The organism is Sphingobacterium sp. BIGb0116, assembly GCF_024808035.1.
GTDB classification, from domain to species: Bacteria; Bacteroidota; Bacteroidia; order Sphingobacteriales; family Sphingobacteriaceae; genus Sphingobacterium; species Sphingobacterium paramultivorum.
On the sequence record NZ_JANUDT010000003.1, the window covers coordinates 429,836 to 447,060 of the forward strand.

Consider the following 17,225-nt stretch of genomic DNA (forward strand, 5'->3'; position numbering starts at 1 on the left):
ATGTGTTATTATAACGGACAAAAAGTTAGCCGTGCGGAATTTATCCGCCTTATGGATCTGGAAAAAGCGGTCGTAAACTATGACTTCCTGGATAAGGATATCCATGATGGTTTCAGTTATGGCAATATTGCGGTTATTAAACCAACTGATGATAAGTGTAACTTCGATATCGTCCAGATGGAATGGGGCTTTATTCCACCATATACAAAAAACAGGGATGCTGTTAATAAAATGCGATTTGGCTACAAAGATGCAACAGGGAAATGGCACCAACCTTATACAACCCTAAATGCAAAAGGTGAAGAACTACTTTATGTAGACCCTGGGACAGGAAAGGAGAAAATGTTCCGGAAAGCTGCTTTGGAAAGACGCTGCCTTATCCTATCTTCTGAGTTCTATGAATGGCAACATATTTATCCGACTAATAAACGGACCGGAGAACCGCTTAAAACATCTAAAAAATATCCATACCATATTGGATTAAAGGATAAAGAGTATTTCTTTATTGCTGCGATCTGGCAGAACTGGACGGACAAGGATACCGGAGAAACGGTTGACACTGTGGCAATGGTAACCACAGAAGCCAACTCATTAATGAGACAGATCCATAATTCCAAAAACAGGATGCCGACCATGCTTCCAGATGAACTGGCGTGGGAATGGATGATGGGCGATCTTTCCGAAGAGCGTATTACAGAACTGGCTACCTACCAGATCAGCTCCAGGGATATGGAAGCTTATACGATAGAAAAGGACTTTAAAACAACCGGAACTCCTGGTAAAGCATTTGTTTACGCAGAAGTTCCGGAGTTGCAATATGAGGTTTAACTAATTTTTGCTCTGTCAATTTAAATCTTCGGATAAATACGCTTTACAATGATCTGGAATCCACTGTGAAAATAATCCGTAAATTTCTAAATCAATAGATTTTTTTTGATTTGAGCTATTATCTCTAATATTCTCTATAATCAATTCTAGCTTTTCTGAAATTTTTGGATAAATTGACCTTTGATTTAGATAACTTACAAAATCGGACACTATATGGTCCAGTTTAAGTTCATTATTTTGAATTATTTCATTCAAACATAACTCAACCTCGTCATTCACTAACCTGCTTTTCATCAAAGAGAATAACAAAATTTCAGTACTAAATTTTCGATTCACTCTTTCACGAAAATCGTTAGGAAATAATTCAAAATTATCATACTTATTAATAAATTCAGAAATTTTAAAAGTTTCATCTAATAACATTAAACTGAAATCCTCGTCTAAATCTTTAATAAAGTATTTCAAAGTTTCTTTACCAATTGTTGGATCATAATTTAGAAAATATACAAGTAGCCTAAAAACAAATAGCCTTTGTTCAACAGGCAACCTATTATAAGCAATCAATAATATTTTTGGTGCCGGCCAGTCAGAATCATTACGGTAAATAAAAAGACTTCTAAAATACACATATGCCCCATAGAGTTGCAGGTTAAGGGATGAATCAATGATACAATGAATTGCAAACCTTTGCCAAATGGCGTTATTAGAATCATCAAGGTCTAATTTCGGTCGGTAAAAATAGTTTATTGCAATACATCGTTCAAGCAAATTAAAAGTTGGAAATTCCTTTACAAAAATTTGATCTAACTCAAATTCATTTAGATCAAATTTTAACCATTCTAAAAATAACTCGGCAGGGCAATTTTCTGTTGTTAATATAAGAGCCTTTTGATGTGGTGAAAAGTCCCTAAAATAATGGAGTAAATACTGATGTACCGAATCTCCATACATATCCCAGCGATATATTACCGATATGATCAGCCTTTCAATAAAAAGAATATTATCCAATTGAAAGAGGGAAGTCAGCAATTCAATACATTTTTCTTCTTTTAGCTTTGGTAGATTTAATTCAAGGAATGATAATATAGAATAAGAATTATGGGTATCGAACACTTTGTCATTCTTAGTTTCAAAATGAACCTTTAACCAATTTAGAAATGCAAAAGCTAAACCTTCAATAGCCTTTAAATCGGTAACATGATTTTCCATTAAGGTCGAACTAAATCGAGCATTATGAATATGAATTATCGGAGGTAAATTATTAAAAACTTTTACGGCTAATCTTGCCCATAAGTTCCACATTTCTTTTTTTGCTATTTCTTCGATTTCATCTCTCCAATCAAATGTGAAGTTTGTATGTCCAGCACCGAATTGTGTAAAGAAATCTAAGGCAAGAATAGCAACGTACTTATCATTAAGGTATTCTGAAAGTCGATGAAAAATTAATTCCTTAATTTTCACATCTTGAAAATATGGCCATGCTCTCATTAAACCCTTTAGCAACCAAAATTTAATGTGTGGCCGATCTTCCGCTAATGCATAATTATATTGATAAAAATTCTCATCAGTTAAACTTGCTGACCATAAATAAGCGGCTTTTTCGACAATGAAAAACTCTTTGTACCTCGCAAATGGTAACAGCATTTCGATATCTAGATTAATCCTAGCTTTTACTCCACGACTATTTTTGTATAGGTAGTCAACTACCAAAGCAACTTCTTCAGGCACCATTAAACGATCACTACTCAATATTGCCATCCATAATTCTTCCCCTTTCTCCTGTCTCCTTAAACGATTGTACATGCCTACACCATTAAGTTTCTTTGAAAAATCTGGACAATATGGAGAATTTCTTCGCCAAACTATTTCCTCTTTATCTACAAAACCATCACGAATTAAGTCTATTATGAATTGTTGTTTTTCTTTATTAGGTACCGTACTGTTAAGAATTAAAAATTGGAAAGCTTCAAACCTTACATTTACAAACGTAGATTTAATTGCCCATTCAGCGATTTCTAACAATTTAATGGTTTCGAAATTGTCATTAGAATTCGATACTAGTAAGGAAACAGTCATTATGCTATTTTGAGAAACAATAGCACTTAAACTTCCAATTCCTTTTTTGATTTTATTGTAAATAGAAGGCCGCCTTAATGATGAATTATAGTATTTCAATAAAACTTGCTTCCCACCAAGTTCAAATAAGGGGTGTGAAAATTTGAATTCGCCATTTTGCTCCACTAAAAAGTCTTTGAGCAATAAATCCTGTAATGCGGAATGATATTCTAGTGGAAGCTCTCCTTTAGATTTGTATTCAGGAAATTCAGGTATATCATCCTCTAATTCTAAAATGCTTTTACTACTTTTTTTCAACTTTTGGACTATTCCAGGGAAGTAAGAGTCATCCTCCCAAAAGTAATAAATCAAATCTTCCATTGTTGGACCTGACCTTACTGACGAAATAATACTAAATAATGCCATGAAATAACTCGTTTCAGATCCCATGGAATAAATTTTATCGGAGATAGTACCTGCATTTTTAAATGCCAAAGATTTAATTGTATCCTCATTAATAACTTTTAAAGTTGAACCGAATCGAGCGATATTTTTCAAATTGCCAGGTTGTAGTTCCTTTGGATCTTCAAATTTTTCGATGAGGTTAATAACTTTGTTGTATAATAATTCACTGGAATTTTCTGTATTTAGATTTCCCCAAACTTTCTTCAAAAACTTTCGATCTGAAACAGTCAAATTTATCCAATCAGAAGCGATAATATGGTTATTTGACACCTTAGCCAAAGAACTAATATTGGCGGTAACAATCAAATATTTACCTGATTTGCTTCTAACATGGGCCAAGAATTCTTCAAACTTCTCATAAGTTATATTGGAATTTTTATCGCCCTGACCAAAGGGGTCTTCAAGAATACATAGCCTCTTTTCTTGACTAGATGACAAAAGAAACTGTTGAGCTTCAAGTATTGATGAGGTAATGTGATTTCTTGTACCATGTTGATCTTTACAAAATAGCTTTCCTATCTTTAAGCCAACTTGTGTTTTACCACAAAACGATTCACCGGTAATTAAAATGATTTTATTGGACTTAATATCTTCAAATAATCTATCCTCTTCGTTTCTATGAATATAATCGTTTGAAGTATTTAATGATGATATTTTAAAATCATCTATAATATCGTTAAAAAGTTCAACAATATTTCTATTATTAGTCCGATTTTCACGTACAGCCAATTCAAGTTTACTTATAATTTGATCATGATTATCGCTAGGTATCTTTAAAAGTCTTAAAAGCTCAGATGATTTGTTGTTAAAGTAGTTTTTATTGACGGACTCTATTATTTTTACTTTACTTATAATAGATCCTAAGGTCTTTTTAATTCTAATATCCTGAATTTGGATCTTAACAAAAGAGTCCCTTTTTATCCCTAAAGATTTACTTTCTGAAGAGTAGGTATTTTCCAAACTGTCAAGGAAAACATTTAAATCCTTCTCTTTAACATTAGATGATGTTTGCTTGAAATCAATATCAGTTAAAACACCTAATTTATTTACACTATCTTCTACGCGCGCGCTTGTTACAATATATAGCTCAGTTACTTCTCCACTACAAAGTTTCGAGAAAACATTTATATCGCTTGATCTAGGATTAAAGTTTAAACAACATCGTGCTAAATGATCTAATTGAAACCCATTTTGCTTTAATTTAAATTGGAATTCGATTCGATCATTACTTAATAGCCTAATTGACAAGTCTTCAGAGTTTAACTTTTCGACAAATGCACCATCAACCTTCTTAGATTGCATTAACAGTAAAACAAAAAAAACAGTACCAATGTATTGGTATTCATATCCTCCTGGTCCTGATTCAGTTACACTCATCGATATTAATTCTTTATTAATTTGGAATAATCTTCTCCACACTCGCAAAATATTTCATCGTCATAACTTGCATTTACCTCACCACAATGACAAAATACATGTATTGCATTGCACCAGCCACAATGGCCTATTTCAACATTTTTGAAATTGCCCTTCTCTAATGCTTCAAGTTCCTCAGGTCCTAAATCATTTTCGTCGCCAAATAACAAACGAGTTTGACTCGGATTATAACTTTCATATTGGTCATTTCGTGGAATATTTAAATTCTTGTCAATAAAAACCTCACCCGTACCCATTTCAACACCTTTACATCCCATTTCACAGATATAGTATGATCTTGTTTTATACTCGATATAATCATTATATTCTCGGATAATTTCCTCGCCAAGATTCATTACAGATGCCAAATTTGTTCTATATTGAATTGGCTTCTTATTAATTAGGGTTTGCAGATCTGGATGTAATCTTGCTTTATTTTTATCATCTGAAAAGTCAGAGGTATTATTTGACACGAATATGGTATCATCAACAAATGCCTCTGGGTCATAGTCGAAATATTCTACAATGTTTAAAAAGATAAGAGCGTCCCCTACGCTGTTTGGCTTTCTATGAAATGGAGCAATTTTTTTCAGAGCCCAATCAATTACGGTAATTTTTTGTTTTTCTGTTATTGGAATAACCTTAGAAGCCTTGATTATCGATTCAACCTTTAAGATATGAGTTGTATTTTTTGCGATTCTGGCTCTCAATTGCTTTATCTTAATTAGTGCATCAGCCATTAAATCCTTGATATTTTCTTGATTTCTTTTATTATATAACTCCCTATCTAAATCAGAAATCTGTTTACTCAAATTCTTAACTTGTACATGTAGGTATTCTATATTTCTTTCTAATTCTAGCTGAATGACTTCATTTATGAATAACGTTAAGCTTCTATTTTCCAAATGTTTGTTTATCCACTCTAACATCACAAAATGGCTTTCTTTATCATATTTACCTGTATCTGGGTTATATCCGTTAGCTAAATAAATCCATGCATTTGTATCAAGTATTAAATTAATCATCTTATTAAATTAAAGTTGAATTCAATTCACGTTCTATGGCTCTCTAAGTTATACAATTTAAACTAATTTACTAAACACTCCTCGGATCAGCCTTTAGCGGCATCTTGGCACACCTGGAAACTTCAATGGCCGGGCATCCAAATTCTTCGACAACTTTTCCTTCAATAAGATAAAGCCCCCAATCCCGGAGCGGGTAGGCAGCTAAGGATGGTGGAAAATGTACGGTATCGAAGAAGTCACCGTCGAAATCCAGGAATGTGCCGAATTTCATATAGGTGCCATGCTTGGTTTTTACAGTTTTATCGGTAACAAAATCACCTACAATCCGTATTGTTCTGCCCAGGTATTGTAGTAAATCCTTTGCTTTGCATTCTCCCCGATACTCAGACCTGGCCAGATCAAATGAACTGCCGGAAACGACAAAGCCGATCAGTTCGATCTCATCATAGTAGTCTTCGAGTACAGAATGGACTAATTTAGGTAGTACCGGCTTGCGGCTCATTGATTCGAATAGTACCATCCCCCTGGACTGTTCCTTTTTATCATTGCTGAGCAATAAATGGGCTTCCCACAGCAGCTCCTTTTTGCCGACACCCAGGAAACGGAAGGCACCAACGCGTATCAGGATGATGAGCTGCTCCAGGCTCGCCCCGGTTCGTATCACAAAATTTTCCAGCCCTGTATAATCTCCATTACGCTCCCGTTCCGGCGCGATCCGGTTAGCCAGTCCATTTTCCATATTCAACAACCGGTCAAATCCCAAGTAGATATCCTTTCCATGAATGGTTGTCTGGAAACCAGAGGTATTGACACAAGGAAGGCAAATAGTAGCCCCGGAAACCTTTGCCTCGTTGATATAAACTTTTGCATTATAAAAGCCCCCGTAATTATTGAGCACGGAAACCATAAACTCCAGTGGGTAGTAAGTTTTTAAGAACAGGCTTTGATAGCTTTCCACTGCAAAGCTGGCTGAGTGAGCTTTATTGAAACTGTAGCCCGCAAAGCTTTCCATCTGCCGCCATATTTCCCGGCTCACTTCCTCTGGGTATCCTTTTGCCTTACAATTGGCAAAATACTTATCATGGATCAGCACCAGGTGGTCCTTGCTCCTGTATTTTCCAGACATCATTCTGCGCAGTACATCGGCATCAGCCATATCCAGTCCCCCGTAGGCATTGGCAATTTTCATGACATCTTCCTGGTATACCATTACTCCATAAGTTTCTTCCAACTGTTCTTTAAATACCGGGTGTGGATACTGCACGAGGCTGGGGTCATGATGCCGCTTGATAAATTCTGCCATCATTCCAGAAGAAGCTACGCCGGGACGAATAATGGATGAAGCCGCCACCAGGGTCAGGTAATCATCGCACTTTAACTTAGTAATTAGCTGGCGCATGGCAGGGCTCTCGATATAAAAACAGCCTATAGTTTTTGCGCTGCGCAGCTGCTCCGCTATTTTCGGATCTTTAAAAAACCGCTTGGGACTTTCTGTGCTGATCATCTGTCCTGTGTTTTGCCGCACTATTTCCCTACAGTCTTTGATATGGCCCAGGCCCCGCTGGCTTAAGATATCGAACTTCTCGAACCCGATCTCTTCGGCTACATACATATCATACTGCACTGTGGGCAGTCCTTTTGGTGGATAGTCCAGGGCAGAGTAGCAGGTTAAGGGCTGCTCAGAGATCAATACTCCCGAAGCATGGATCGTGCGCTGATTGGGAAAATCCTCCAACCTGCCAAATACGCTTAGGATCATGTTGGTCACCTCATTTTTATTCAGCATATTGGCCGGTTCGTGCACCAGTCGATCTATTTCTCCTTTGGGCAGGCCATAGATCTTTCCCAGTTCCCGAAGGATGCTCCTTCCCTTAAATGTGCTCATCGCCCCCATCAGCGCGGTATGCGGCCCTTTGTATTTCGTAAAAATATATTTATAGATATCGTCCCGTTCATTCCAGGAGAAGTCAATATCAAAATCCGGAGGAGACTGTCTTTTCGGATTTAAAAATCGCTCAAAAGGAAGGTTTAGCTCTATCGGATCTACATCGGTTATGCCCAGACAATAGGCGACCGCGGAGTTTGCACCACTTCCCCGACCTACATAATGAAAGTTCCTACCTTTTGCATACCGACAGATATCATTGGTGATTAAAAAGTAGCTGGAGAAGTTCAGGTTTTCAATGATCTCCAGTTCTTTGGCAATCCGCTCTTGTGCTATTTTGTCGTGCTTTTGATATCGATTGGTAAATCCATCCCTGGTGTATAACAACAATAACTCTTTATCACTGTACCGTGCACCGGTGAACGTTTCCTTATTCTTGATCTTTTTAAAATCCATGTCAAAGGAACACTGGCCCATCAACCGGTTTGTATTGGCAATGAGCTGTGGGAACTGCTGATACAATTCCAGCAGCTTTACCCGAGTGATAAATACTTCGTCCTTGGGAGCGACCTGGCTCTTCTCCAGCTGGGAGTACAGGATATTGTGGTCAATAGCGCGAAGCTGGCAATGTAGTTTATAATCAGCGGGCTGGTAACTGACTGGTGCGAGTATGACATAGCGCTCATAATTGCTCTTGGGTGCCAGTACAATAAGATTACGTTCGGATGGCCGTATACCAATATACTCATAATCCCGAAGCTGGCTTACCGCTATACTACCGAATGGGTAGATGACAAATACATTTCGGAACTCCGGTGCTCGGTTTGGAATCAGCAGTTCATGCTGGTTGGCCTGAGTACGGTATTCGTTGATCTCGCGGAATCCCTCGGTATTTTTAGCAATGGCTATAAACCGTAGTTCATCACCCTGGCGCAGTTCCATACCAGCCAGCATATTCAGCCCAGCCTTCCGTCCTTTCTGGATGAAGTCAATGGATGCAGAACTATTATTGATATCGGTCAGTACGGCACTATCATGACCATTGGCCATCATCCCGGCGATCAGGTCGTCCAGGCTCATTGTACCATATCTAAGGCTATAATTACTGTGCAAATTGAGTAGCATGCTTCCCTCCTTTTCCTTCCAAACAAATGCCTTTCATAATATATTCTACCCCGAAGCGATTGCGAATGTGGTCCATTGCCTGCATCAGGTGTATTTCTTCCATAGTATCGTTAAAGATATCCACTTGGTAGTTACCGGTGATCAGGTTAGAGAACTTTACCCCGATCAGGCGGATGAGCATCCTGCGGCTGTAGAGTTTTTTAAAAAGCTCCATCACCTTTTCGGTAATCTGTTTATCCGAATTGGTATAGGATACCTTTACCTGTTGGGTGTGGGTATCAAAATTAGAATAGCGGATCTTTAATGTGATACACCCGGTGAGCTTGCCATCCTTTCGTAATTCATAAGCCAGCTGATCTACCATGGAAACCAGGGTTTTCCTGAGGCGTTCCATATCGGTGGTATCGGCCTCGAAAGTGGTTTCCTTGCTCATGGACTTCTGTTCCCGGAACGTTACCACAGGACTTTTATCAAGACCATTAGCTTTGTTCCAGATCGATACGCCATTTTCGCCCAGGACTTTCCGCATGGTAAAGACTTCCATTTCCTGCAGGGTATAAATTTGGGATATACCCATATTTCGTAGGATTGTATAGGACTTTTCCCCTACCATCGGTATTTTACGGATAGACAATGGTGCCAGAAAAGACTTTTCTACCCCGGTGTCCACTTTCTTTTCCCCGCAGGGTTTTGCCTCTCCAGTAGCGATCTTGGAAACGGTTTTGTTTACGGACAGACCGAAGCTGATCGGCAGGCCGGTTTCTTTTATGATCTTACCCCGCAGTTCCTGGGTCCACTTCCAGCAACCGAAGAACTTGTCCATCCCGGAAATATCCAAGTAATGTTCATCAATACTCGCCTTTTCTACAACCGGTGCAACTTCCTCAATAATTTCGGTGACCATATTCGAGTACTTACTGTACTGGTCATAATCTCCCCGCACCAGGATAGCTTCGGGACATAGCTGACGGGCTAGCCGCATGGGCATGGCGGAATGCACGCCATAGCGCCGGGCCTCGTATGAACAGGAAGCCACCACTCCCCGATCACCACTTCCCCCAATTAAAACCGGTTTGCCCATCAACTCAGAATTGAGCAACCGTTCTACAGATACAAAAAATGTATCCAAATCACAGTGAACAATATGCCTATCCATAATTTTACAATATTTTTTTACTAGCTTTGTTCATAATCTGAACAATTTTCATGTTCATAATATAAACATGTAGAAATGAATACGCAAAAAATATATTTTTTCTCTAATTTGAGATTCTTGCGCGAACGTAGAAAACTTACTCAGGAACAGGTTTCTGTAGCCTTAGGGATTCATAGAATAAAATATACTAACCTTGAAAATGGGAAGACGAAATCTCCCAGTATGGATGAATATTTGAAGTTATCCAGGTTTCATCGGCTGAGCATCGACACATTACTACAAATTGATCTGGCGAAAATTGGAGAGCTGAAACTTAGGGAACTGGAAAATGGGGATGATATCTACATCAAGGGAGGCAATATCCGTGTGCTGGCGATAACTGTTGACCAGCATAATAACGAGAATATAGAGTATGTACCAATCAAGGGGAAGGCAGGCTATGCTGCAGGTGGATATGCAGATACAGATTTCATTGCTGAATTACCAAAATACTACCATCCAAATCTTCCGAAATTCGGCACTTACAGAACGTTTCCCATTGAAGGGGATTCTATGTATCCATTTCCCGAAGCGATGGATGTAACAGGACGTTTCATAGCGGACTGGAATACGATTAAACCAAATACATTGGCTATTGTTGTATCAAAAGGGCAGGATATCGTATTTAAAGATATAACGATTACTGATTCGGGAACGGTGCAATGCAAATCCTGGAATGCACAATTCGCACCCTTTGAAATTGGATTCGAGGATATTTTTGAAATATGGGAATACCACTCTTATTCGACTGCTTCTGTACCTGAAATGCCTGCAGATCTCCAAATTATTTTATCAAAGCTGGAAAAGCTTGAAGCAAAGATTACTGCGAAAGATGACCATTAAAATAAAAGCCACAATAAATATGTGGCTTTTATACTATTTTGGGTTAGTAGAATTCATTTCTTTCACCAAATCCCTGACCAGGTATCCAACTTTATAGACAAAAGTCTGTTCCCGCTATGCCTACCCGCAGAGAGCTGCTATATAAACCGTTCATCTTGAGCCTTGTGTCATTTATTTTTCTATCAACCGATCTATTTGAATGCCGGTATAGTATAACATCGATAATGATGCCTATGTTATATTGATCAGCCATGGCCGAGTTTTGGATGGAAAGCACATTATTGATCAAATTTAAAGATAGACAATAGAAAGGCAAAAAACCTTTTGAAATTGAATTGTATATAAAAGTATTTACCAGTTTTTTATTTTATTATTACTGATATTACTTCCAACATTGATTAAAACTGGTATTTTTAAACGAATTTAACCCTATCTCGTTTATATTGGCACATCAAAGGTTAATCAATTCAAATCAAATTTGAATACTTTCATTTAATATCAAACAATGACTAATAGAACCGTCCTAATATCTGGCGCCAGCATCGCAGGCCCAACCCTTGCATTTTGGCTACATCGCTTTGGTTTTAAAGTTACAATTATTGAACGCGCAGATGAATTAAGGCTCGGTGGTCAAAATATAGATGTCAGGGATGGCGCCCAGAAAATCGTAAGGTTGATGGGATTGGAAGATAAAATAATGGAGGCTAATACCGGTGAATTAGGTGTTCGATTTGTTGATGCACATGACCGTATAAAAGGAGTCTTTCCAAAAGGGGATTCCGGTTTTGGTACGGCAGAATTGGAAATACTGCGTGGTGATCTTGCCAAAATCCTGTACGACGCAACCAAAGATAATGTTGAATATATTTTTGGTGACCAGATCACATCATTAAATGAACATGAAGACCAGGTTACGGTAATTTTCAAAAATAATCCTCAACGCTCCTTTGACCTTGTAATTGCAGCAGATGGTATTCGCTCTACAACTCGTACGTTGATGTTCGGCGAAGAACCAGTGATCAAATATATAGGCGTCTATTGTTCCTACCTGACTATTCCCCGTATCGAATCAGATACTAAATGGGCTTATTGGTACAATGCTCCTGGGTCTAGGGTCATTAACACCAGACCTGATAATGAAGGAACTACCAGGGCCTCGTTTTCCTTTCTCTCACCCGACAACGGATATGAAAAACTTCCTTTGGCACAGCAGAAAGAAATATTGAAACAAAAATTCACAGATGCCGGTTGGCAAGCACCCCGAATCCTGGCCGCACTGGAAGAAAGCAAAGACGTTTATCTTGATGGGATCAGCCAGGTAAAAGCTCCAAGATGGACTAAAGGACGATGTGCTATTGTTGGGGATGCAGCCTATTGCCCCACTCCAATGACAGGAATGGGAGCAAGTCTTTCCATCATTGGAGCCTATATTTTAGCAGGTGAATTATCAAGGCACAAAGATCACATAGATGCTTTTGCTGCTTATGAAAAATTATTGCGCCCCTATGTAGAAGATATTCAAAATCTGCCTCCTGGAGTTCCTTGGGTTGCGCATCCTAAAACAAAGCTGGGTATCACAATTTTCAATACTGCTATTGCTTTCGTATCCAGCAAGATGATAAGAAATATTTCGAAACTACTGAGTGGTAAAGAAAAGAAACCGAAAAAGGAAAAAATTAAATTGCCCAATTATACATAAACTGCGAAAGGTACACTTGCTTTTTTGACGATATGATATATCTTATTTTATATAATTAAACTTAAAACAGCATAACAACAATTATGCGAATTTTAAACTTAAATATCTGGTTATCTTTAAGATAAGCTTACTTTTGATGAAACATGCTCTTAACTCAAGAAACCACCTATAAAATGGTTAACTAAAATATTTGCACCACTGCATCCTCTGAGTAAAACTAAAGAAGGACATGCCTGCATGTCCTTTTAAACTCTTTTATAGCTCAATTTTAAACCTGGGCAAATATAGAAGTAATAGGCAATGGATATATTTAACGCATTGTGAATAACAATTGATCAGTACATTTGCACCACAACCTTCATCATTCTATTTAGCTGTTGACTTCACCTAATCTCGGTCATATGGCTCCAAACGAATTAAAGAAATACTTTGAAAGTATCCACCTTCCTGAAACGCTCCAGTTAACTCCAGGTGTTAAAATACTCAACGTTAAAAACTTTATTTCCACTCAGTTTGCAACAATTGAAAATACTTCAAACAGCCTGGACCAGTGCCCTGCCTGGTCGAGATTATTGAAACTTTATGATCTGCTCCATTCCCCTATACAGTAATTAAGCATTACTGCCTATCCATTCCTTAAACACCTTTGCTTTTAGTTGGCTGACAATTGCAGGCACTGGGGGCACCGGTATTATTTCAACCTCCAATTTACCGTAGCTACACGCTTTATAACTAATGCAAGAATCTTTAGAGGCTATAAGTTTTCGGTTAATTCTGAAAAATTGTTGAGCTGGTAGCATGCTTTCCAATTCATCCAGAGTATAATCTGTAAGTAACTCCCCCTTATCAAGCATTTTAACCAGGACCTTCCCTTCCACGATATAGGCAAGCTGTATTTCATTTCCATCTATATGAAGCACACTTGCGCCATCAAGCACCTTTATTACATTTCCTCCCGTATTTAAAGCGGATGATAAGCTTGTCAAATCCATTCTTAGCTTACTTTCTTTTTGCAGCCGATAAGCATGTACAAAATATGGAACTAGAATATACAAAAGATTCAATAGGATCAATAAGATAATTACCAAGGGGAAAACAAATACCAGATAATCTGTTTTAAAAATATTTATTCCATTAACACCGAAATAAAAGGCAGCCATTAGGAAAACTGCAATTGCTGGTATCACCAATCCAAAAACGATCTGAAGTAGGATTCTCATTGCAGTATGATCATGGAGAGGATACTTTCGGCTCAATAAATCATTGATCCGATAAATCAGTTCAGAAACTGTTAGGCCTATAATTAGCGTAACACCGAACTCATAATAAAAGGCTTTGGTTAGGAGACGTTCAAAGATGCTATGTATACTGCCGAGTTCTGAAACATATAAAGAGGCTACCAATACTGCAATTAAACGAAATAAAAAGCGGTCTAAAATTGTTGCTTCGTTAGTCATAGGTTATACCCTAAGCAAACAAATTGCCAAAGGCATAATAATTGTATTATTAACTTATTTAATATATCAATTATGCCAAAACTTACACCAGCCGGGGTTGCAGAAGTTACTGCGGGCCTCTACGCACTTACCAACGCGGAACTCATTTTGCAAACGGATCAAGTCTCTTCGGACTTTGTGTCCTGGATGCAGGACAAGTTCGACCTTACTCCTAGTGAAATAGAGTATATCACAACAGCTCCAATTGAAGTTGTTAAATTTTGGGGCTATGCTTTTGCCTCTGCATTGGTCACACGGGGACCAATAACCTTTCCAACAATCCCTAATAATCCGGAACCTCGTCGGGCCAAAGAGTTGAGAGAGAACATGATTGGGGAGTTAAGGTACGATAATGCAACAAAAAAGATGACCGGATCTATCCAGACAACAATTGCATTCAAACTCTTATGATTTAAGGCCGGTTAACCGGCCTTAAATGTATTGGAAGTAGAAATATATTCCATTGAACTAGAACAGAATTGAATATTTTTCCCATGCCCAATTAATTTGGCCTAAGTATTTTTCCGTTTTCTATTTCTTCAGCTTCCCCGCTACAAAATCGTAAAATGGTTCTTTATGGATGGTATGTTCATCATTCAATACTATTGAAAGTTGCCCAAGCTCCAGTTGAAAACTCACTTCAATGTCTTCAATGTTATTGAGCATTGGGAACAGCTGCCTGTCAATTATGGATCTTTTAATTTTTGGATAATATAAGCGGGCCAATTTATTCTGCCAGCCGTCTTCAATTAATTCGTTTAAAAAAATTAGATGTTCCTTACTTTCCAACAGTGATTCAATAGATCGTTTGTCGTCTGGTAGTGAATATAAAATACAACTTCCTTGCGGCATCTGAATCAGATGCATTTCAGCCAGCAGATACTCTTTATAGGGATGCAACATAGCTACTTGTATTGTTCCCAATCCTGGCCAATTAAAATATTGCATTACCAGGTATGTAATTGTTGATCGGGCAAGTTCTTCTAAATGCTCTTTTTTCAGAAGTTTAAATGGGATATACACCGGATTATGCTAATTGCTAATAATAAAGATGATTTAATTATATTCAAAAGCAATATTACTTTTTTTCGATCATAAACTATGGTGCTTGTTCTTTAAGCTTTTGCACATATTATACATGTTTTTACAATTACATCACTACAGTTAATATTTAAATTTTTATATTTGATTCATACTTATTGAATGCACCACCTGCCCTGCAGGAACCTTAATTGCGAATTTCCCTGATCATACAAGCCGAGCACATCATTGATTTAGTAATTTACTCAAATTGCCGGTGAAGCCTGTTATCGTACTTCAAGAAAGAGAACTCATTAATCGCGTAAAGTCAGGTGATCAGGCTGCTTTTGAGCAATTATATTTCCAGTATGCGGGGAAATTAACCCATCGACTACTACATCTACTTAAGTCCGAAGAACTTGCCCAGGACATCCTACAGGATGTCTTCCTTAAAGTATGGGAAAATCGGGATCGGCTCGATCCCGAACTATCATTTGGCGCTTTCCTGTATACCATAGCCGGAAACTTTTGTAAAAACAGCTTTAGAAAAGCATTGTCCCAACAGTTATATGAGCAGCATCAGGGATTCGAAGAAGCCTACTCTCCAATTGAGCAACAACTTGACAGGAAGGATGCAGAGCTGGCTTTACAATCGGCAATGGAAAAACTTACTCCCAGACAAAAGGAAGTATTTACCCTACATAAAATTGAAGGCAGATCTTATAAAGAAATCAGCGAATTATTAGGTATCAGTACCAATACTATCAATCAGCTGATGCAGCAAGCAAACAAGCAATTAAAAGCACAATTCATTACCCAGTCCCTACTATTGGCCGCAATTTTATTAAGCTAGTTTTCAGTTATTTATAAATTATTTTCAACTTTTTCTATTTTCTTATAGCTAATTGTTCTGAGCAACGTGTATTTCCTATATACACCTAATCGAAAAGATCATGGAGCAAAATATCAAACAGCTATTTGACAAATACGTTGCCGGTTCCGCCAGTAAGGCGGAGATTCAGCAGCTCTATGATTATTTCGAGACTACGGGTAATAGCCATGAGTTAGACAAGTTAATCGAAAATTACCTCCAATCAGAAAATGAACATACCTCTAAAATTACGGATGATAAAGTAATCCAGCTCGTAAACAATACCTGGGCGAACGTTCAGGCGGCAATGCCTCCACCACAAGAACAAAAAAGAAAAACTATACCACTTAAATGGATAGCAGCTGTTGCGGCCATGCTGGTCATTAGCATGACCATAACTTTTGTTTTGTTGAACAATAAAACGGATGAACCGCAGCTTACCAGTATATACGGAGGTGATGCTATGCCCGGAAGCAATAAAGCAACCCTAACCCTATCCAATGGGAAGCGTTATGAACTAAAGAGCAGTAAATCCGGGGTAAATATTGAGGGTAACAGTATAGCCTACGAAGACGGAGAGACCATAACCGCAACCGATGAAGTGTTACAGGCCACCATTCAGGTTCCCAATGGTGGTGTTTATAGCATAAAACTTGCAGACGGTACAAGGGTACAATTAAATTCAGGTTCTACCTTTTCGTATCCAACCCAGTTCAAGGGAGCAGAACGACTGGTACAGTTAACGGGCGAAGGCTATTTTGAAGTCAGTCATAACCCCAACATGCCATTTATGGTAAAATCCGGTCCGCAGATGGTAACTGTGTTAGGTACCCACTTTAATGTACAGGCTTATGATAATGAACCTATAGAGACAACTCTATTGGAAGGAAAGGTACTCGTGCAAGCTCCTACTTCAAAGGGTTCTGCAATACTATCACCCAATCAACTAGCCAGATTTACAAACGGTAAATTCAATTTAAAGAACGTAAATGCTAAGGATTATATCGGCTGGACGAAGAACCTATTTGTCTTCAACGATCTAACATTAGGTCAGATATTTAAACACCTGGAACGCTGGTATGATGTGGACATAGACTATCCTGCCAGTATATCTGGTGAGCTGTTTATGATGGAGATACCGAAGAACAGGAAACTATCAGAAATTCTGGAACCTATTTCTGATCTGGCAGAATTATCATTTAAAATACAAGGAAGGAGGATTACGGTAACAAAGCGATAAAGACGTTTCATATGTTTGCCAGGGTACCATAAAAATGCCGGGGTTGCGCTAACAACTCCGGC

Annotated in this window: 13 protein-coding genes; 7 read left to right on the forward strand and 6 right to left on the reverse strand. The window is 38.1% G+C overall.

The genetic code is table 11. The features are described 5' to 3' along the window. Positions 1-828, forward strand: a complete 828-nt coding sequence (locus M2419_RS10795; RefSeq protein WP_259254973.1) for an SOS response-associated peptidase — start codon at positions 1-3, stop codon at positions 826-828. A gap of 15 nt (positions 829-843) precedes the next feature. On the opposite strand, the gene M2419_RS10800 is transcribed toward M2419_RS10795, so the two are convergent. From M2419_RS10800 to dinB, 4 genes are all read right to left on the reverse strand, one after another. After that, complete coding sequence (locus M2419_RS10800; RefSeq protein WP_259254974.1) at positions 844-4,725, reverse strand: hypothetical protein; 3,882 nt, start codon at positions 4,723-4,725, stop codon at positions 844-846. 5 nt (positions 4,726-4,730) lie between these two features. Continuing rightward, positions 4,731-5,789 carry a PIN domain-containing protein gene (locus M2419_RS10805; protein WP_259254975.1) on the reverse strand — a complete coding sequence of 353 codons (1,059 nt, stop codon included), beginning with the start codon at positions 5,787-5,789 and terminating at the stop codon, positions 4,731-4,733. A gap of 70 nt (positions 5,790-5,859) precedes the next feature. After that, positions 5,860-8,799, reverse strand: a complete 2,940-nt coding sequence (gene dnaE / locus M2419_RS10810) for a DNA polymerase III subunit alpha (protein WP_259254976.1) — start codon at positions 8,797-8,799, stop codon at positions 5,860-5,862. After that, complete coding sequence (gene dinB / locus M2419_RS10815; protein ID WP_259254977.1) at positions 8,777-9,955, reverse strand: DNA polymerase IV; 1,179 nt, start codon at positions 9,953-9,955, stop codon at positions 8,777-8,779. The genes dnaE and dinB overlap by 23 nt, the downstream gene beginning before the upstream one ends. 75 nt (positions 9,956-10,030) lie before the next feature. Between dinB and M2419_RS10820 the strand changes: the two genes are divergently transcribed. The 3 genes from M2419_RS10820 (at position 10,031) to M2419_RS10830 (ending at position 13,147) form a co-directional block, all read left to right on the forward strand. Then, positions 10,031-10,837 (forward strand): helix-turn-helix transcriptional regulator, encoded by an 807-nt coding sequence (locus tag M2419_RS10820; protein ID WP_259254978.1) that lies wholly within the window; start codon positions 10,031-10,033, stop codon positions 10,835-10,837. A gap of 505 nt (positions 10,838-11,342) precedes the next feature. Further along, positions 11,343-12,536: an FAD-dependent monooxygenase gene (locus M2419_RS10825; RefSeq protein WP_259254979.1), complete on the forward strand. Its 1,194-nt coding sequence runs from the start codon at positions 11,343-11,345 to the stop codon at positions 12,534-12,536. Between the two features lie 401 nt (positions 12,537-12,937). Further along, positions 12,938-13,147: a DUF6965 family protein gene (locus M2419_RS10830; protein ID WP_259254980.1), complete on the forward strand. Its 210-nt coding sequence runs from the start codon at positions 12,938-12,940 to the stop codon at positions 13,145-13,147. On the opposite strand, the gene M2419_RS10835 is transcribed toward M2419_RS10830, so the two are convergent. Then, positions 13,148-13,993 carry a LytTR family DNA-binding domain-containing protein gene (locus M2419_RS10835; RefSeq protein ID WP_259254981.1) on the reverse strand — a complete coding sequence of 282 codons (846 nt, stop codon included), beginning with the start codon at positions 13,991-13,993 and terminating at the stop codon, positions 13,148-13,150. Between the two features lie 72 nt (positions 13,994-14,065). Between M2419_RS10835 and M2419_RS10840 the strand changes: the two genes are divergently transcribed. After that, on the forward strand, positions 14,066-14,443 hold the full coding sequence (locus M2419_RS10840) for a hypothetical protein (RefSeq protein ID WP_259254982.1): 378 nt from the start codon (positions 14,066-14,068) through the stop codon (positions 14,441-14,443). A gap of 120 nt (positions 14,444-14,563) precedes the next feature. Here M2419_RS10840 and M2419_RS10845 read toward each other — a convergent pair whose 3' ends face one another. Continuing rightward, on the reverse strand, positions 14,564-14,980 hold the full coding sequence (locus M2419_RS10845; protein WP_259254983.1) for a hypothetical protein: 417 nt from the start codon (positions 14,978-14,980) through the stop codon (positions 14,564-14,566). 349 nt (positions 14,981-15,329) lie between these two features. Between M2419_RS10845 and M2419_RS10850 the strand changes: the two genes are divergently transcribed. Then, positions 15,330-15,905: an RNA polymerase sigma factor gene (locus tag M2419_RS10850; RefSeq protein WP_259254984.1), complete on the forward strand. Its 576-nt coding sequence runs from the start codon at positions 15,330-15,332 to the stop codon at positions 15,903-15,905. Positions 15,906-16,005: 100 nt separating this feature from the next. Then, positions 16,006-17,163 (forward strand): FecR family protein, encoded by a 1,158-nt coding sequence (locus M2419_RS10855; protein WP_259254985.1) that lies wholly within the window; start codon positions 16,006-16,008, stop codon positions 17,161-17,163. Positions 17,164-17,225: the final 62 nt, after the last annotated feature.